Here is a 17,543-nt window from a genome sequence, read left to right on the forward strand (position 1 = left end):
CTCGGCCTCGGTGACCGCGTGGTCGGCGTCAGCCACGAGTGGGACTTCCCGCCCGAGGTGTCGGGCCGGCCGGTGCTCACGAGCCCGAGGGTCAACCCGCAGGCGACGTCCGCCGAGATCGATCGGCGGGTGCGCGCCCTGGTCGCGGACGGGCTCAGCGTCTACCACGTCGACGAGGAGCGCCTGCGCGAGCTCCGGCCGGATCTCATCATCACGCAGAACTTGTGCGAGGTCTGCGCGGTTTCCTTCGCCGACGTGCGCGCGGTCGGGTTGACGTCGCCGATGGCAACGCCTTCTTTAACCGGCCAGGCCTCGGCTCGTGGACAGCACCGAGATCGCAGCGACGGCGATCTATCCGGAGCGCTTCGCCGACCGATTCGACATCGTCCCCGCCGTCCTGGTGCGATGGCCGGCGCCGTCTTACTTTGAAGGCCCGCCATGAACATGCCGGCTGCAGGCGTCTCCCTGGGGCTCCTTGTGATCCGTACCTCCGATGTCGCGCGGACGCTCTCATCCTACTGCGCCCTGGGTCTCGACTTCGTCGAGGAGAAGCACGGCAGCGGACCGACGCACTTCTCCTGCAACCTGGGTGGGATGATCCTGGAGATCTACCCGGGTCAACCTGGCTCGGCGCCGGAGCGCATGCAGGTGGGCGCCACCCTGCTCGGCTTCCGCGTGGCATCGATCGATCATGTCTTGTCGGCTCTGGCTCGATGGTCGACGCCGGTGCTCTCCGGTCCGACGAGGGACATCTGGGGCCGCCGCGTCTTGGTCGAGGATCCGGACGGGCGCGCGATCGAGCTCCGCGAGGTGCCGTAGTCGCGCCCTCACCGCCTGACGCCTGCAGCGATGCGCTCGAGCGGGCACGTCGTCACGACGTCGGCCGCCAAGCCGGCGCAGATCGCGAACCCGTTGGGATCGGCATTGTGGGAAGATCGCCTCTTTGTTGACCTGGCTCAGGCGAACCACCACGATTGGCGTCGTGCACATCGTGGTCTGCGGCCGGAAGCCGTCTCGATGAGTCGCCGCCCGTCCTGGGCCTGCCCGGCATACGAACGGCACGGCGACGCCATTTGCCCCGAGTGCCTTCGTCTCTACGGAGATCGCTGTCAGCTCCCGGAAGCGCGGGCCCCCCTGCCGCCTCGCATGAGCTTCGGGCAGGGCTGGTTCTCGGTCGGCGCGACCCACTGGTTCGAGGCGAGCGACGCCACCTTGTTCCCGTCGCGGGACGGCCAGCGACTTCTCGCGCAGGCTGCATGCGGGGGCATCTGCGACGTGACGATCGCGTGGGCTCCTCGCCCTGGCGACGAATGCCGGAAGTGCCTGCATGCGCTGCGCAAGCTCAGGCGTCAGATGTCGGGCTAGCGAGCCGGCCCAAGCCGCCCGCTCGGACCGCGTGTGCCATGCTCCCGCCCATGGCGCGGAAGGACACGTCGTCGATGACCCTGCGCGAGCGGCTCGCTCACGTGCCGCAGACGGGCCGCCTGGTCTGGATCGGCGTCCGCCCCGCGCACGGCGCGCCGATGATCGTGCTCCCCGAAGTCGAGCTCATCGAAGGGCGCGGCGTCGCGGGCGATCGCGCGGCCAGCTCGGGCGGGGTGGGCGGCAAGCGGCAGGTCACGCTGGTCCAGCACGAGCACCTGCCAGTCGTCGCGTCGCTCGTCAGGCGCGACGCGGTCACGCCCGAGCTCGTCCGGCGGAACCTCGTGCTCGCGGGGATCAACCTCTTTGCGTTGAAGGGGCTCCGCTTCGCGATTGGCGATGAGGTGGTCCTCGAGGGAACCGGGCCGTGCGAGCCGTGCTCGAAGATGGATGAGGCGCTCGGCGAGGGCGGGTTCCAGGCGATGCGCGGGCACGGCGGGATCACGGCGCGCGTGCTGCGCGGGGGGCGAGCGCGGGTGGGGGATGCGGTGCAGGTGGTCGCGGAGGACGAGGTGGCCTGATCGGCGCCCTGCCCATGCGGCGATCCGCCGCTGGCCACCGACGCCCGGGCGCTTCTCGCCCGGGCGTCCGCGTTGTGCTTATTCCACCGGACGCGCGAGCGCGTGCAGATCATCGGCCGGGCCCGCGAAGGCGTCGAGATCGACCGGGCCGTCGATGCCGTCGACGTGACCGCCGTCGTGGAACTGCCAGAAGAGCCACGCGCGCCCTTCGGGCCAGCGCGGCGTGAAGAAGAGCTCGCGGAGGAAGAGGGCGCGGCCCTCGGCGAGGGCGCCATACCGCGCGTGGAACTCCTCGGTCATGTAGAGGATCGCGGCTTTCCGCAGTGGGGCTCGACGACACGGAGGAAGTCGTCGAGCTCGGCCTTCAGCCGATCCGGCGCCGGGCGCGCAGCGCAGTTGCCGCCCATCTCGAGGTCGATCACGGGCGGCAGCGCGGAGGGATCCCGGGGGACGTAGGCGACGAAGTTCGCGGCCTGATCGCGGCCCGGGCGGCAGAAGGTGAAGAAGTGATAGGCGCCCCGCAGCAGGCCGGCGCGCCCCGTCCCGCGCCAGTTCTCCGCGAAGCGAGGGTCGACGAAATCGCCGCCCTCGGTAGCCTTGAGGAAGGCGAAGGCGGCGCCCGCGGCGCGCACGCGGGGCTAGTCGATGGGGCCTTGATGGTGCGAGACGTCGACGCTCACGGGGTGATCGCGGCGCACCCACCACAGCAGGTCGAAGCGCCACCAGAAGAAGGGGGCGGCGACCAGCGCGGCGAGGACGAGCGCGGTCCGGAGGCGACGGCTCATCCCTCGATGCTCTCGTGCTACCTGCCCAAAGTCGAGGTGGACTTCGGGCGCCGCTACGCGTGAGCGGCGCTCGCGCAGGTCCGCGATCTCAGGATGGGCGCCGGCGTGCCGCGGGCGCGCCGCTGACGCGGGGGTTCAGCGCTTGCGCACGACAATGAGCTCGAAGGGGCCGGGCAGGATCTCGGGGGGCTCGAAGCCGATCTCCACGAGCGCGTCGAGGTAGAACGAGGCCTCGCGCAGGCGGCTCACGCAGCCGTCGATGCCGATCAGGAAGTAGGACCAGAAAAACTGCGCGGCGAGGCACCTGGGGGTTCGGAGCTCTTCGCAGATCAGGAGCAGGCCGCCCGGCGGGAGCGCTTCGTGGGCGCGGGAGGCGACCTACGGTGACACGCCCACGTGGGGACCTCGTGGCCCGCGCGGCGAGCACGGATCGGGCAATTCGACGCGGTCGGGTGAAGACGGCGCTGACGGCGCAGGCTTGCCTGCCATGGCCCAGAACAGTTGGAGCGCGGCTTCCTGCACGTCCTCCGACCAGTCCGTCTTCCGGATCTCTTGTTCAACCCGCTCCCGCAGACGATGCACCACGTAGCGACCGAGTATCACGCCGAACTCTTTCTGCGCGGCGGCGGGGAGGAGGTTCAGCGGTCCGGTGTGCGTGTCTTCACTGGAGCGTGGTGCCTCTGGCCGCTGCTGCGCCGCCTGCTGTCGCGCGGGAGGTCGCAGGGGCGGCTCGGTGCTCTGCGCAGCCCGGCCCTTGTTGCTCACCGGCGTCGCCCGGTTGGCAGCATGCGTCGACGGATCGACGCCCCAGGCGCGCAAGTGGTCGGCATGGGTGAACGTGCCGTCAATCATCGGCCGGCACCGCAGCGCCATCTCGCTGGTCGTTTGCGAGATATCCTGAATGCTGGGCGGCACGGGCTTCCCGCGGTATATCTCGGCGAGAAGCTCGCAGCCGTTCTCCATGCACGCGACGCAGTCCCTCAAATGCTCGCACAGCTCCTTGAATCCTGGTTCGTCGAGCGGCTCGGTGAGGGGCAACTTGATGGAGCTGCTCGCGGCCGGCGCATACTGGGTCAGGCTCGGCGAACGCTTCAAGATCTCGTCGAAAAAGGCGAGGTTTGTACGCTGTATTCCTTCCATGACCTCTCGCACGAACGCGGCCTCTGCGTCGCGGAAGAACGCCGAGGGCACACCTCGCGCCTCGAGATGGTGAAGAAACGTGTACTGGCCGGCGGTGATGGCGTAGCCGCGGTGCTCGACGAACCGATCGATCGCGTCGCAGATGGCAGCGCTCGATGGGTTGTTGGAACGCTTCGTCGCGCACTCGTTGTACACGTGCTCGAGAGCTGGCTCGATCTTGCACAGGTACCTACCTGCGAGATCGAACACCTCGAAGGCGCGCAGCACGTCCCCGTGCTCTCGGGCGAGCGCACTGTTCGGGGGCAAAATGGGTTGTAACTCCTTCACGAAGTTCGGGAAGGTCACCGGCCGTCGAGGAGTGCCCCGGCGCTGCCCGTGATGCGGACGAGAGAGCCGGGCCATCGCCCTCGCCATGTCCGCGAGAGGCTCGACGAGCGCCTCGCCCTCGCGAAGCTCCTCGAGCCCCAGCCCGGGGATCTTCAGTGCATCGTCGGCGATCAGGATCTTCTGAAGCCCGATCACGGCCTCGACGGCGCCCGTGATGTCCGCATGCGGTCGATGCTGCTCCGGTACCGCCGCCCGGCGATGCGTCGCGAGGGCTGCCTCGAGAGCCTTCAGCAACGCGCTGGTACGGACGATCAGCTCCTGAGAGAGGCTGCCGGGCGGCGTGTTGCGCAGGGCGCGCTCAACGAGCGCGATCTGCTCCAGGGTGTCTTCGACGGCGACGTTCCATCGAGCGCGATCGACGCCTTGCCGCGTCTGCTCCGGCTCTTCGTGCACGTCCTCGTCGACGCCTCGCTTCGCCTCGCGTAGCAGCGCGGAGGCGCGAGCTCCTTGCCTCACTTGTGCGACGACTCGACGACGGGTCTGCTCGTCGAGCTGGAGAAGGCGGGCAACGTCGGCGCGCGAGACGCGCGCCCCGCGCGTGAGCACCTCCTCCTTGATGTCCGCGCCGACGGCGTCGGCGAGCGCGTCGAGCTGCGCGGCGAAGCGACCGTCCCTGCGGATCGTCTTCTCGTCGACCTTGTACTGCGCCGCGAGCTGCTGCGCGGTCGTCGACTTCTGGGCACTCTGGCCAGAAGTCAGGTCGCTGCGGGAACCCTGATGCTTCATGTCGTTGTACAGCTTCCCCCGCAGAAAGGCGTACGCCGCCGGCGTGAGGTTTCGCCGCCCGAGCTGGTGCTCCGCGACCCACAGGATCGCTGCATGGCGGTCCGCGAGCTTGATGAACTTGATCGTGTACGGCACGCCGTGGCGGCGGCAGATGCGGCAGCGGTTGTGCCCATCGAGCAGGACCTTCCTGCTCCCGTCATCCCATACGGTGAGCGGCTCGCGGCAGCCCTCGGCCAGGATGCTGCGCTCGAGCTGAGCGAGCTCCTCCGGCGAGAGGCTCGGGATCAGTGCGGCGATCTCCTTGTCGATGATGAAGTCCGCGCCCTGGCGGCGCCGCGTGCCGCGAGCAACCCGCTTCTCCGTGGGGTGACGTCTTCGAGCCGACTTCTTCATCGAGGGTTCCTTCTGCTGCCGTGGTCCGGCCGCTACGAGGCGCGGGTCGCCGGAAGGGTCTCGGCCGCTGCGCCGTGCGCCATTCTTTACGCCCCAAGGATGGGTCGCGCCCGCTTCCTGCTCCGGGCGCTGCTGGTGCTTTTGTTGCGCCTGGTGGCGGCGCCGCTGGTATCCGTGCTGTTGCTCCTGAGCGGAAGGCTCGTTGGGCGCACGTGGAAGTGGAAGCCGATCCATCAGGAGCGGCAAGTGCCGCCGGGGCCGTTCTTGTAGGCCCGCCGCACCAACACGGACGCAGCACCCCTGCATCTGACGCGACGCATCGCTCGCGCCGCACCACCCCGACCCGACGCCACCGGGTGATCCGGCCGCGATCGCGCCCGCCGCGATCGCGCCCTTCACTGCGTCCGGGGTACGAGGCCTCCGCACCGTCCCGTATGGTCGACGTCAGGCGCCCGAGGCGGCCGCAGGACGTACTCCCTTGTGGGTTGAGCTGGGCTCGCCTGGTGGGTTGGTTCCCAGCCCCCGGTGCGAGGACGGACGTCGCTGGCCCAGCGACGACGAGGCGATCGAGGCGTCTCACGCGACCACCCCCAGGGCCACCGGAAGCCGTACACCTTGCAGGCTGGCCGCGCGATCCGGCGCGTGCACCACCGGGCGTACCCCGCTCGGGATTCGAACCCGCGTAGGCACCCACTACCGAGCCCGTCAGCAGGTGCAGAAATGCGATCTGGCTCACGTCGATGGTAGGTGCCGAGCTGCCAGCCCGTGCCAAATCTTTGCCAAATCTCGCGTCCACACCCGTCCCCTGCAGTCCCGTCCTGTCCACCTTCAAGGCCGCGAAATAGCTAAGAAAACGGCTCGATCCCGCAGCGGCGCCGATCGCCCGGCAGCGGTTTCCTAAACCGAAGGTCGCAAGTTCAATTCTTGCCGGGGGTGCTAGGTAAATCTAGGTCATTCCGCAGGGTTAGCCCCCATCGGCTACCGGACGGGACGCGACAGAACGGGACGCTACGACCCACCCGGCGTGGCAACGGTGAGGCAACGGGATCGGGGCACGGCCACGGCTAGCCCGAGCGAGCCCTCTCGGCGTGGACGAGCTGCTGGAGCTTCTCGCAGCAGTGCGAGTAGAAGAAACGCCCCTCCTCCGCGGGGTCCGGCTCGGCCATCGTCGAGCCGCCATGCTCGGGGCACCGGATGTGCGCGTAGTCCTTCTTCACGAGCTCCGCTGGCCCTGTGGAGTAGCCATGTGATTCAACTTTCGAATCAAATCGTCCAGGTCCATACAAAAGTCTACTGCACACGCGACCAGTGTCCAGGCTGCCCGGCTGAGCGCGTGTTAGGATCGCCAGGATGTCCGAGCCCTCGCCCAAGGACTCGTCGAAGTCCCCGACGTTCAAGTCCCTCCTGGTCGACGATTACGAGAGGGTTACCGACGCCAGGCTTCAGGAGACGTGCAGCGGGTTCGGCGCCCGCGTGTGCCCCAAGGTCGGACTGAAAGAGGTCCTGCCCATCGAGGGCAGCGGCCTGCCCTCCGAGCACTTCCGGTAGTCGTCCCGTGGGATGAACCCTTCGACCCTTTCCTCTTCGTGTCCTGGTCCGACCACAAGCGGCGGTTCCCCTTGTGGTTGACAACTGAAGTCCAAATGGAGATCCAAGCGCTCAGGGAGGCGGGGAAGTGCATCCAAAGCGCCCCATCATTCATCATTGGAGCCGACGACAAGGACAACTGTCACGCCTTGGCATGGATGAAGATCACTCCAGAAACCGGCGTCTATGCGACCACGGGAATGCGCAATCAGCTATTCCCGGTCGCGCCGGGAGATGCGCTCCAGCAGATCGTCGTATTCGACCTGCATCATGAGCTGCGACGAACCCTCTCAGGTGAAGCTCAGCCCCTTCCCTGGGAGCAGATCACCCTCAGGATCAAGGCGCACCAGGAGAGATACAGGTTGCTGCGAGGGTGCACGGTATCGGGTTAGCCGCCCCTTGTTCATCGCCTTCCCCTTGCCAGCATCTGGCCGAGGAGCTGCCGCCCTCGTCAAAGCCGAGATGCCGCGGTCGGGACCGGGACGCCGAGGCGGCTGGCGAGCTCGGTCGGCCCGAGGCCGATGCCCGCTAGTGCCGCCCCTCAGTTTTGACGATCCGTTTCGCCCGGCTCGTGCGTCTAGGCGGGCGTGAGCGACGAACGAAAGCAGCCGAGGCCCAGGTTCAAGGGGCTCCAGCTCCGCCAGGAGGAGCAGCGGGCATTGCGCCAACGCGAGCGGGAAGGCCCCCTGGGCATGCTCGTCGCACGGCGGATCGACTACGAGTACGTGCGTCGGGGAACGGCCAACATCTTCTGCATCGTGGAGCCGAAGACCGGGCGCCATCTCACCCACGCGACGGAGGACCGGACGCGTCCGTCCTTCGCCCTCGCTGCCGAGCGTATTGCCCGTGCCTACCCGCGGGCGTGTCGGATTCATCTGGTCCTGGACAACCTCAACACTCACACCCCTGCATCGCTCATCAAGGCCTTCGGGGCCGAGCCGGGCCACGCGCTTGCCTCCCGTTTCGAATTCCACCATACGCCGAAGCACGCGAGCTGGCTGAACGCTGCGGAGATCGAGGCCAGCCTCGTGTCCGGGGAGTGCCTCGGCCGCAACCGCATCCCAACGCTCGCGGCGCTCCGGGCTCGCGTGCGGAGGTGGAACGCAGCTGCGGACCGAGCTCGCCGCAAGATCAACTGGAAGTTCACCGTCCGCGAGGCCGAGCGAGTCTTCGGGTCCGACCGGTTCAACAGAATCGTGTCAGAGCACTAGAGGACCGATCAGTTTGATTTTGTGGTAATCCCGAGCGCTTCGATGGAAGGCTCGACGGTTTCGGCGGGCCATGATCTCGTCCGCGCCTGGAGGTGCACGGATGGAACGATGGTTGCCGCCGGTGGAGCTGTCGCGGCAGGAACAGGCGCTCATGAAACGGTTGACCCGGGTGCGAGCCCTGTTCGGCTTTCTCAGGCTGCACCGGCACGAGCTATTCGACGAGACGTTCCAGGAGCAGTTGGAGAGCATGTACCGGACCACGGGAGCAGGTGAGCCGCCGCATCCGCCGGCGCTGATGTGCATGGTCACGCTGCTCCAAGGCTACGTCGGCGCATCGGATGCCGAGGCGGTGGAGCTGTCGATCGTCGACCTTCGCTGGCAGATGGTGCTCGGCTGCCTGGGGGCGGCCACGCCCGCGTTCGCGCAGGGCGCGCTGCAGGCGTTCCGAGAGCGGATGGTCGAGCATGAGATGGACCGGGTGCTGCTGGAGCGGACCGTGGCGCTCGTTCGGTCGGGCGCGATGACGGCGAGCGAGAAGCGGGCGGTGTCCAAAGCGCTGCGCGTGGCCATCGATAGCCGCCCTTTAGCGGGAGCCGGGCGGGTTGAGGACACGATCAACCTGCTCGGCCATGCAGCACGCAGCATCGTCCGCGTCGTGTCGAAGATCACGGAGCGCCCGCCCGAGGAGATCTGTCGCAAGGCGGGCATCCCGCTGCTTCTGGCTCCCAGCATCAAGGCCGGGCTCGATCTCGATTGGAGCGACCCGAGACAGAAGGCGGCGGCGATTCAGATCCTGGAGCGGCAGGTCTCGTCCCTGCAGCAGTGGGTGGACCGCCATCTGGACGACGTTGTCGAGCAGCCGCTCCGCTTCTATCTGGATGCGGTCACACAGGTTCGGGACCAAGACCTGGAAACGGCTGAGGATGGGACCGTTCGCATCCGTCAAGGTGTTGCAGCTGACCGCCGTGTCTCCATTGAGGACGCCGAGATGCGCCACGGAAGAAAGAGCCGCTCGAAGAGGTTCGATGGCTACAAGGAACATATCGCACGCGACCTGGACCTTCCCGTCATCGTCGCCTGTGCGGTCACGCCAGCGAATCGCCCCGAAGAAGAGGGGGCCGCACCGATCGCCAAGGACATCCAACGTCAGCGGCTGCGCCTCGGCGAGCTCCATATCGATCGCGCCTATGTGAACAGTCCCGTCGTTGACGACGTGATCCGCGACGGTGGCCAGGTGTTCTCGAAGCCTTGGGGACAGCGTGCTCGCAGACCCAACCTGTTCAGCAAGCGCGACTTCAAGATCGACCTGCGCACCAAGACGATCACCTGTCCGGCGGGACAGGTCGAGGTATTCGAGCCGGGCGACACGGTCGAGTTTGATCCTGAGGAGTGCGGCGCGTGCCCCCTCCGAGCTAGGTGCACCCAAGCCGCCTCGGGACGGGGGCGGACCGTGTCCATCGCGGAGGACGAGGCTCTGCAGCGCAAATTCCGGAAGCTGCAGCAGACGGGGGCAGGTCGCGCCGTGCTCCGCCAGCGGGTGGCTGTGGAGCATGCGCTCGCCCACATCGCGGCACGGAAGGGCCACACTGCACGCTACATCGGCGCCAGGAGAAATCTGTTCGACCTCCGGCGCGCAGCAGCGATCCAGAATCTCGAGGCGGCCCAACGCCTGATGCAGCAGGCAGCGTAACCTGCCGTAATTTAATCGTTTTCAATGTGTTCGCCGCTCTAGCTCGACGGCTCGGAGCGGTCCGTCATGGCGGTGGGGCAAAGTCTCTGTATACCAGCCCAACTCCCCAAAGTCTTCATCGAGATGGATACTTTGCCTGTCCGGGTACCAAAGTCTGCGTCGAGAAGTCGCGCGGCAGACCCCCCAGAGCCCCGCGAAAATATGATGCTCGCCGGGTTTGCAGACTTTGGGATCGGATAAATCGACAGGGGGGGTATCCGAAATGGACTGGATGGGATTGGAATCAAGGGCTATGCACTCGACGGCACCCAAAAGAAGAAAGCACATGCCCAATGAAACGCCGAAGACGTACACCTGCTCGATCACCGCCACCATCGAGACCTACAGAGTCAACAAGGACGGCGTGGAAACCGATAACGATTCCACGGGATGGCTCGCCCGCCTGGAGTTCGACTCCGAACTCGGGGACGGCGATCCCGAGATCATCTCGCCTCGCAGGCAGCGCAGGAGCTTTGCTACGGAGGAGGAGGCGTTTGAGGAGGCCGAGTCGTTGCTGACCCGCAGGCTCTTCCCTGTGCCGGTGTAGCCCCCGTCGTCAGACTGTAAGCGGCGATCGACACCCGTGGTCACGCCGACCGCACCGAACCCTGGCGGCGCGCCCATGGGAACCGTCAATGTGCTCAATCGCCAGCGTACTCGGTGCAATAGTCATGGCGACCGGGCCCTGCGTCGACACACCCCAGCAGACAGACTTTCTCGGAAATGACCTTACAGCCGCTGGTCGTTTTCTGCTGCCAGGTCAGAACGTTGCCGACACAATAGTACCCGGATCCATGGTCGCATAGGGCTTGTGCCGTCTCTTTGAAAATCTCTAGGTCGTCGCTCTCGTTGGTGTCATCCACAGGCGCACCAATACATGCTGCGAATGCGAGAATGGTACCAAGGCTCAGCGCAACGATGGACGTCAGCCTCATAGATTTCTCCTGGTGATCGTGGAGAGCGTCGCTCCCGTTGCTCACGTTAAGCCGCAAGCAGGCGTGAGCAATCAGGGGAGTCCGGGCCCGTGCTCGATCAGGGCGTCAGCCCGCAGCTCCCTGCCCCCCGCTCGCCTTCTTCTTCTCATCGACGAGCTTCTGGATCCCTTCGTCGATGAGCTCCTCCATCCTCTGGGAGAACGTGAACCCGAAAGCGTAGTGCATCAGCTTCGGGAAGCCGGTATCCCCCGGCTCCCCTCCCTCCCAAGAGACGCGAACCCCGGAAGCTTCGAGCGCATACCGGATGGCATGGAGGGCGTTGAGCAAGGCTGAAATGCCATCGATCCCGAGACCTCGATCCGACCGACGCTCGGGGATGCCGTCGATGGTGAACGGGCACGCCCATTGACCCGGCTGAACCTCCAGAGGTTGGCCGATCGCTACCATCACCGAACGACCGGGGTCGTCAACGACGGTGAGGCGACGTTCGGCGATGGGGTTGTCTATGGGAACCATGGGACGTAGCCTGCCGCTCGTTCCCGGGATCGGTCAAGTGGTAGCCGTCTACTATTCCCCGAAATGCCAGTTGCACCAGTTGATGCAGGCGATCATGCCACCCTTTGCAGCCAACCAGCAGGTCGCTCTCATGCGTGGATCAGGTAGCCCCCCGGCAAAACTGCTCCATCGCGAGCTGACCGTTCCTACAGGCGGCAACGCACTCACTATAGGAGTCAGGCAGTTCGACCTCGCTGCTGGCCGCTTCAGATCCGTCCACCTCTGGCGATGCTCCACATCCCATCGTCGCCGCCATCCCCGCAACTCCCAGCAGACCCAGCACCCACAGCAGCCGTCTCATGTGCTTCCCCCGAGGAGCACGTGGAGCCCGGCCCCTGGCCACGTCAATGACGAGCCTGCCAGGCTGTTCGACGCCCTTCTTCGCGTCTCTTCAGCGTAAAATCCTGACGTAGGAAATCCGTAATTGCTTGTTTGTTCTATTTCGTGCGTCATACTTCCAGACGTGCGATGGCTTGTGCAGTTTGCAGACATGAGGCTCGTGCGGAGATCGAGCGAATCCTCCGAACAAACGAGCTCTCCTCCCGGCGCACTGCTCGGAAGTACGGCATTTCCGACCACAGGCTCGTGTGGAACCACAAGAAGTATTGCATGTCCACGGCCAAGGTCGTTCGATCTCGCAGTACGAGGGTGAGGCGGGCGATGCTCCGGTCACGCGAGCTTCGAAGCGGGCCCCCTCACCACCAAGCAGATCGATCTCTCCGGCAAATCGGCCAAGGAGCGCCTCGAAACCGTGGTGGATCTCACCGTGGGGTTGTTCAACACAGGGCCGGAATTCAGCCATCTTGAGGCCCTGAAGCAGGCCAAGGCGCTGATCCTCGACATCGATTCGATCGAGAAGGTCGAGCAACCCGCAACCCTCTGTGCCAACGTCGGTTGAGACAGGCTCCCCCTAGAAATCTGTGGTGAGAGGGCGGAGAATGGACCTGACTCGTGCCGAAGCCTTCCCATCTCCGATCCGTCGATCCTACCCCCGCCCCAGCGGCGCAGGGCGCTGCTCCCCGCCCGAGTGGCGTCGCCGTCGAGACCATGCCGAAGGCGGGCAAGAGGCGGAAGTTCTCGGCGGCGGAGAAGCTGCGCATCGTGCGCGAGGCGGCCGCGTGCACCCAGCGCGGGGACATCGAGGCGCTCCTGCGCCGTGAGGGCATCTACAGCTCCCTCCTGACGGCGTGGCGCAAGCAACTCGCCCTCCACGGCAGCGAGGCCCTCTCGGGGCGCAAGCCCGGCCGCAAGCCGAAGCAGGACGCGAAGGACCGGCGCATCGCCGAGCTCGAGAAGCGCTCGGCGCGGCTCGAGGAGAAGCTCGCGCTCGCTGAGAAGCTCATCGATCTTCAAAAAAAAGTCTCTTCCATTCTGGGCATCAACCTCACGAACGACGAAGAGCGCTGATGGACATCATCGAAGAGCTCGATGACCCGCACGTCTCCATCGCCCAGGCGTGTGCGGCACTCGGCGTCAGCCGCGCCACGCTCTACCGGCAGACCCAGCCCGCGAAGCTGCCCGCGCTGACCGGGCCCGCTCCGAGCCCACGCCGGCTCAGCGACCCCGAGCGGCAAGCCGTGCTCGACGTGCTGCACAGCGACGAGTTCGTCGACCAGCCCCCGCCGGAGGTCTACGCGACGCTGCTGTCGCGCGGCGTCTACCTCGCCTCCATCCGCACGATGTACCGCCTGCTCGCGGCGTCCCGCGAGAGCGGCGAGCGACGCGCGCAGCGTGGGCCGATGAAGCATGTCAAGCCGACCCTCACCGCCACGGCCCCCAACCAGATCTGGACGTGGGATATAACCAAGCTGCGCGGGCCGCTGCCCGGGGTCTTCTACTGCCTGTACGTCGTCCTCGACCTGTTCAGTCGCATGACCGTCGGCTGGCTGCTCGCTGAGCGCGAGAGCGCGGAGCTCGCCGAGCACCTCTTCGCAGAGACTGTCGCCCGCCACGGCGTCGAGCCCGGCTCGCTCACCGTGCACGCCGACCGCGGCTCCGCGATGAGGTCGGAGGGGCTCGCTCAGCTCCTCGGCTCGCTCGGCGTCGTTCGTAGCTTCAGCCGGCCTCACGTCAGCGATGACAACGCCTTCTCCGAGTCGCAGTTCAAGACGCTTAAATACCAGCCCGACTATCCGGACCGCTTTGCCTCGCTGGCTCATGCACGAGCGTGGTGCCAGGAGTTCTTCAGCTGGTATAACGACCTTCATCAGCATTCTGGCCTTGCGCTCTTCACACCTGCTGATGTATTCTACGGCCGCGTCGATGATATCGCGGCTCGGCGCCAGGTCGCCCTCGACACGGCCTACGCCGCGCATCCTGAACGCTTCCCGAACGGCCCGCCCGTCGTGCGCAGGCCGCCCGCTTCGGTAGCCATCAACCCGCTGTCCATCGACGACGACGCCTGCGCGGCCGCGGCGCCGCCGCACACGGGCACGACCAGCGACGCGCCCACCGCCGTGCCGCGGCCGCCCCGATCTCGACCGGTTGGGGCCCAGAGCCGGAACGCGCCCCTCGTCGCGATCCCCTCATAGGATTCTCGTCCGGCCTGTCTCAAACCCGTTGGCATTCTCCGCAACCCAAAACGGTCCTGACATCTCGGCCCTGACCGCGTCGATCCTCGACAAGCTCGACAATCTTCAGGGGTTGGCGTCCCAGACCGACGCCGAGCCGACTCCACTTCCTTCAGAGAACGCCGCCCCGCGGTTCATTGAGGTCCTTGGCCTATGTCCTTTATGCATTACCCCAGGGGCACGAGCTCCCTGGCCGACGGCGCGGGCCGGCAGCAGGCGATGCCTGCCCTCGCGGCTGACCGGTCCCTTCGAGTCACGGTCCAGCAGCCGACCGCATCCCGTCAGCCGCGAGCTGACGGTCCTCGTACGCGGCGACTGGACCACGCTCCGGATGATCGCGGCCGAGCACGGCGTGACGGCAATTCCCGGAACGATCACCATCGCTCTGACGGCGGCCTACTGAGCCATGCTTGGAAGCTCCGTCGCACGACCGATTGCAGACCCCCTCGAGGTATACCGGAGCCAGGGAGAGACTCATTTCCTGATGGATCGCGTTCGCACAGCAGCACGGCGAACAATGGTCGATCGAACGGTGCCTTTGAGCTATCTGACCGGAAGCCGGGCATCCGCCGCGTCGATCGCGCGGCGCTCGTAACCGCCCACCCATCGTCATGGCACGGCTCCCGCCGGGGTCGATGATGACGATGCTGATGGCGGAGCCGTAACCGACCGACGATCGCCGTGGGCGCGATCGCTTGCCGCTCTCGCCGGGGCTGACGATGAGGCAGGACGCATCCTGGAGTCAGCTCGCGGCCCGCGCGGGTCTGGGATGATGCGCTGCGACGCGATGGGCCTTGTCCGGCGCGCCTTGCGGTCGGAGGAACTCGGGCACACGCGCGCCCCGTCTGCGCCCGCGGCCGGCGGCACGGCGACACCCCACCAGGCCGCGGCGGGCCGACCGAGGCACCGCAACGGGCTCGGCCGTGCGTCGGTCGCCCGCGCTTGCCTGAAGCTCGCGTGCTGGTGCGCTCTTTGCTGAAAGCTGGCTCTCCCGGAGGACATGTCATGACCGATCGCAAAGACCCCGCGAAGCCGTCGTCCAGTGATCCGGCGCCGACCGAAAAGGGCGCGGGCAGCGCGAAACAATCGATGGGCGGCCCGTCGGCGAAGCCGCGGGCGGCACGGACGAAACGCAGCCTTCTCGAGCGCGCGGCGACCGCGCTCGGCAGCGGGACGAGCAGCGATGACGCAGCTGTCCGCAACGCCGCAGCAGCCGACCGCCTCGACGCGAAGGTCGACGCCACGGAAGCGCTCGTCGCTGCGATCCCCGAGAACGTGAACAAGAGCGCCGAGTACGCGCTACGCGGCAAAATGCCACAGCCGCCGCAGGGTGCCACGGCGAAGCCCGAGAACCTCGACGCGACCGCGAGCACGATCACCGAGAGCAACGAGTCCGAGAAGAACGGCGCCAAGGCGACGCCGGGCGAAAACCCGAACCAGGGACCTCTGCAGAAGCATCGGGTCGACTCGCTCGGTCGGGCGCTGACGACGAACCAAGGCGTGCCCGTCGGCGACAACCAGAACTCGCTGCGCGCAGGGCTGCGCGGCCCGACGCTGCTCGAGGACTTCATCCTGCGCGAGAAGATCACTCACTTCGATCACGAGCGCATCCCCGAGCGCGTCGTGCACGCGCGCGGCTCGGGCGCGCACGGCTACTTCGAGTGCACCGAGGACATCACCTCGCTCACCAAGGCCGCGCCGTTCGCCAAGGTCGGCAAGCGGACGCCGGTCTTCGTGCGCTTCTCGACCGTGGCGGGCGAGCGCGGGAGCGCCGACACGGTGCGCGACGTGCGCGGCTTCGCCGTGAAGTTCTACACAGAAGAGGGCAACTGGGATCTCGTCGGCAACAACATCCCCGTCTTCTTCATCCAGGACGCGATGAAGTTCCCGGACGTTGTGCACGCCGTCAAACCCGAGCCGCACCACCAGATGCCGCAGGCGTCGAGCGCGCACGACACCTTCTGGGACTTCATCTCGCTCATGCCCGAGTCGATGCACATGGTCCTGTGGCAGATGAGCGACAGGGCGATCCCGCGCAGCTTCCGGACGATGCAGGGCTTCGGCGTGCACACCTTCCGGCTCGTCAACGCGGCCGGCGAGGCGACGCTCGTGAAGTTCCACTGGACACCCTTGCTCGGCACGCACTCGCTCGACTGGGACGAGGCGGTGAAGATCGCGGGCGCCGATCCCGACTTCCACCGTCGCGATCTCTGGGAGGCCATCGAGGGCGGCGCGTTCCCCGAGTACCTCCTGCAGATCCAGACGTTCACGGAGGCGGAGGCCGAGCGGTGGAGCTTCGACGTGCTCGACGCGACCAAGATCGTGCCGGAGGAGCTCGCGCCCCTGCGCACCGTCGGCCGGCTCGTCCTGAACCGCAACCCCGACAACTTCTTCGCCGAGACGGAGCAGGTCGCGTTCTGCACGCAGCACATCGTGCCCGGCATCGACTTCACGAACGACCCGCTGCTCCAGGGGCGCAACTTCTCGTACCTCGACACGCAGCTCACGCGCCTCGGCGGGCCGAACTTCCACGAGATCCCGATCAACGCGCCGGTCGCCGAGGTGCACAACAACCAGCGCGACGGGTTCCACCGCCAGGCGATCAACCGCGGTCGCGTGAACTATGAGCCCAACTCGCTCGCCGGCGGCTGCCCCTTCCAGGCCGGCGCGCGCGGCTTCGCCACGGTCGCCGAGCGGCTCCTGGCGCAGCAGGCCGCCACCGAGCCGAGCAAGCTGCGCGCGAAGCCCGAGAAGTTCGCGGACCATTACACGCAGGCGCGCCTCTTCTGGGCGAGCCAGACGCCCGTCGAGCGCGCGCACATCGCGCGCGCTTTCCGCTTCGAGCTGACGCGCGTGCAGACGCAGGCCATCCGCGAGCGCATGGTCCGGATGCTGCGGAACGTGGACGAGGGGCTGGCCGCGCGCGTCGCGGCCGACCTCGGCATGCCGCTCCCCGAGCCGCTCTCGATGGTGGCGCCGCCCGTCAAGAACCCCGAGGTCGCGGCGTCGCCGGCCCTGTCGCTGTTCGCCCGGCCCGGCGATGGCCGCATCCTCGGCCGCCGCGTCGCGCTCCTCGTCGCCGACGGCGTGAGCGGGGCGGCGGCGAGCGCGCTCTACGACGCGCTGTTGCTGGCGGGCGCGGTGCCCCGCTACGTCGGCGCGCGCCTCGGGGTGGTGCGCACCGCCGAGGGCGACGAGCTGCCGGTCGAGGTCACGATCGAGGCGGCCCCGAGCGTCCTCTTCGACGCCGCGGCGCTGCCGCCCGGCGGGGGCGCCGCGGCGCTGGCGCGCGACGGGCTCGCTGTCGAGTTCGTCCAGCTCCAGTACCGCCACTGCAAGCCCCTGCTCGTGCCGGCGTCGGCCGCGCCGCTCGCCGAGGCCGCGGGTGTGAGGGCCGCGGCGGCCGGCGCGGACGCCGATCCGGGCCTCCTCGTCCTGCCGGACGACGCGGTGGCCACGGCGGCGCCGGCGTTCATCAAGGCGATCGCCATGCACCGCGCGTGGCAACGCCAGACCGAGCCGCCGGCGGTCTGACCCGACCTGCCCCGCCAGCGGGTACCGGTCAAATTTGAACAGGGAGCC

The 17,543-nt window shown here is 67.2% G+C and carries 19 protein-coding genes; 13 read left to right on the forward strand and 6 right to left on the reverse strand.

Annotated features, from left to right (window positions below):
• Positions 1-18 precede the first annotated feature (18 nt).
• Genes WMF19_RS12315 through WMF19_RS12330 form a run of 4 tightly spaced genes read left to right on the forward strand, consistent with a single transcriptional unit; the run spans position 19 to position 1,943 of the window.
• Positions 19-429 carry a hypothetical protein gene (locus WMF19_RS12315; protein ID WP_437899259.1) on the forward strand — a complete coding sequence of 137 codons (411 nt, stop codon included), beginning with the start codon at positions 19-21 and terminating at the stop codon, positions 427-429.
• Positions 430-438: 9 nt separating this feature from the next.
• On the forward strand, positions 439-819 hold the full coding sequence (locus WMF19_RS12320; RefSeq protein ID WP_437899260.1) for a VOC family protein: 381 nt from the start codon (positions 439-441) through the stop codon (positions 817-819).
• Positions 820-849: 30 nt separating this feature from the next.
• A complete protein-coding gene (locus WMF19_RS12325) occupies positions 850-1,365 on the forward strand; it encodes a hypothetical protein (RefSeq protein ID WP_437899261.1) in 516 nt (171 codons plus the stop codon).
• A 50-nt stretch (positions 1,366-1,415) separates the two neighbouring features.
• Positions 1,416-1,943, forward strand: a complete 528-nt coding sequence (locus WMF19_RS12330; protein ID WP_437899262.1) for an MOSC domain-containing protein — start codon at positions 1,416-1,418, stop codon at positions 1,941-1,943.
• A gap of 78 nt (positions 1,944-2,021) precedes the next feature.
• Here the strand turns inward: WMF19_RS12330 and WMF19_RS12335 are convergent, their stop codons facing one another.
• The 5 genes from WMF19_RS12335 to WMF19_RS12355 all read right to left on the reverse strand — a co-directional run bounded on the left by WMF19_RS12335 (position 2,022) and on the right by WMF19_RS12355 (position 6,591).
• Entirely contained in the window at positions 2,022-2,243 is a 222-nt protein-coding gene (locus tag WMF19_RS12335; protein ID WP_437899263.1) for a hypothetical protein, read from the reverse strand.
• Entirely contained in the window at positions 2,240-2,575 is a 336-nt protein-coding gene (locus tag WMF19_RS12340; RefSeq protein WP_437899264.1) for a GH25 family lysozyme, read from the reverse strand. Before WMF19_RS12340 ends, WMF19_RS12335 begins: the two co-directional genes overlap by 4 nt.
• Before the next feature lie 6 nt (positions 2,576-2,581).
• Positions 2,582-2,728 carry a hypothetical protein gene (locus WMF19_RS12345; protein ID WP_437899265.1) on the reverse strand — a complete coding sequence of 49 codons (147 nt, stop codon included), beginning with the start codon at positions 2,726-2,728 and terminating at the stop codon, positions 2,582-2,584.
• A gap of 378 nt (positions 2,729-3,106) precedes the next feature.
• On the reverse strand, positions 3,107-5,773 hold the full coding sequence (locus tag WMF19_RS12350; RefSeq protein ID WP_437899266.1) for a hypothetical protein: 2,667 nt from the start codon (positions 5,771-5,773) through the stop codon (positions 3,107-3,109).
• 665 nt (positions 5,774-6,438) lie between these two features.
• Positions 6,439-6,591 carry a hypothetical protein gene (locus WMF19_RS12355; protein WP_437899267.1) on the reverse strand — a complete coding sequence of 51 codons (153 nt, stop codon included), beginning with the start codon at positions 6,589-6,591 and terminating at the stop codon, positions 6,439-6,441.
• 133 nt (positions 6,592-6,724) lie between these two features.
• Here WMF19_RS12355 and WMF19_RS12360 point away from each other — a divergent pair, with 133 nt between their 5' ends.
• From WMF19_RS12360 to WMF19_RS12380, 5 genes are all read left to right on the forward strand, one after another.
• On the forward strand, positions 6,725-6,922 hold the full coding sequence (locus tag WMF19_RS12360) for a hypothetical protein (RefSeq protein WP_437899268.1): 198 nt from the start codon (positions 6,725-6,727) through the stop codon (positions 6,920-6,922).
• Between the two features lie 95 nt (positions 6,923-7,017).
• The gene (locus tag WMF19_RS12365) at positions 7,018-7,353 is read left to right on the forward strand and encodes a hypothetical protein (protein ID WP_437899269.1); all 336 of its coding nucleotides are present in this window, start codon (positions 7,018-7,020) and stop codon (positions 7,351-7,353) included.
• A 195-nt stretch (positions 7,354-7,548) separates the two neighbouring features.
• Entirely contained in the window at positions 7,549-8,172 is a 624-nt protein-coding gene (locus WMF19_RS12370) for a transposase (protein ID WP_437899270.1), read from the forward strand.
• A gap of 100 nt (positions 8,173-8,272) precedes the next feature.
• Positions 8,273-9,862: an IS1182 family transposase gene (locus tag WMF19_RS12375; RefSeq protein ID WP_437894432.1), complete on the forward strand. Its 1,590-nt coding sequence runs from the start codon at positions 8,273-8,275 to the stop codon at positions 9,860-9,862.
• A 325-nt stretch (positions 9,863-10,187) separates the two neighbouring features.
• Positions 10,188-10,448 carry a hypothetical protein gene (locus WMF19_RS12380; protein ID WP_437899271.1) on the forward strand — a complete coding sequence of 87 codons (261 nt, stop codon included), beginning with the start codon at positions 10,188-10,190 and terminating at the stop codon, positions 10,446-10,448.
• Between the two features lie 493 nt (positions 10,449-10,941).
• Here WMF19_RS12380 and WMF19_RS12385 read toward each other — a convergent pair whose 3' ends face one another.
• Positions 10,942-11,352: a DUF6968 family protein gene (locus WMF19_RS12385; protein WP_437899272.1), complete on the reverse strand. Its 411-nt coding sequence runs from the start codon at positions 11,350-11,352 to the stop codon at positions 10,942-10,944.
• Positions 11,353-12,142: 790 nt separating this feature from the next.
• On the opposite strand from WMF19_RS12385, the gene WMF19_RS12390 reads away from it, so the two are divergent.
• The 4 genes from WMF19_RS12390 to WMF19_RS12405 all read left to right on the forward strand — a co-directional run bounded on the left by WMF19_RS12390 (position 12,143) and on the right by WMF19_RS12405 (position 17,495).
• A complete protein-coding gene (locus tag WMF19_RS12390) occupies positions 12,143-12,289 on the forward strand; it encodes a hypothetical protein (RefSeq protein WP_437899273.1) in 147 nt (48 codons plus the stop codon).
• A 149-nt stretch (positions 12,290-12,438) separates the two neighbouring features.
• Positions 12,439-12,798 carry a transposase gene (locus tag WMF19_RS12395; protein ID WP_437894792.1) on the forward strand — a complete coding sequence of 120 codons (360 nt, stop codon included), beginning with the start codon at positions 12,439-12,441 and terminating at the stop codon, positions 12,796-12,798.
• The gene (locus WMF19_RS12400; protein ID WP_437894791.1) at positions 12,798-13,922 is read left to right on the forward strand and encodes an IS3 family transposase; all 1,125 of its coding nucleotides are present in this window, start codon (positions 12,798-12,800) and stop codon (positions 13,920-13,922) included. The genes WMF19_RS12395 and WMF19_RS12400 overlap by 1 nt, the downstream gene beginning before the upstream one ends.
• A 1,044-nt stretch (positions 13,923-14,966) precedes the next feature.
• Entirely contained in the window at positions 14,967-17,495 is a 2,529-nt protein-coding gene (locus WMF19_RS12405; protein ID WP_437899274.1) for a catalase, read from the forward strand.
• Positions 17,496-17,543: the final 48 nt, after the last annotated feature.

This window comes from Sorangium sp. So ce124 (assembly GCF_051525235.1).
GTDB classification, from domain to species: domain Bacteria; phylum Myxococcota_A; class Polyangia; order Polyangiales; family Polyangiaceae; genus Sorangium; species Sorangium atrum.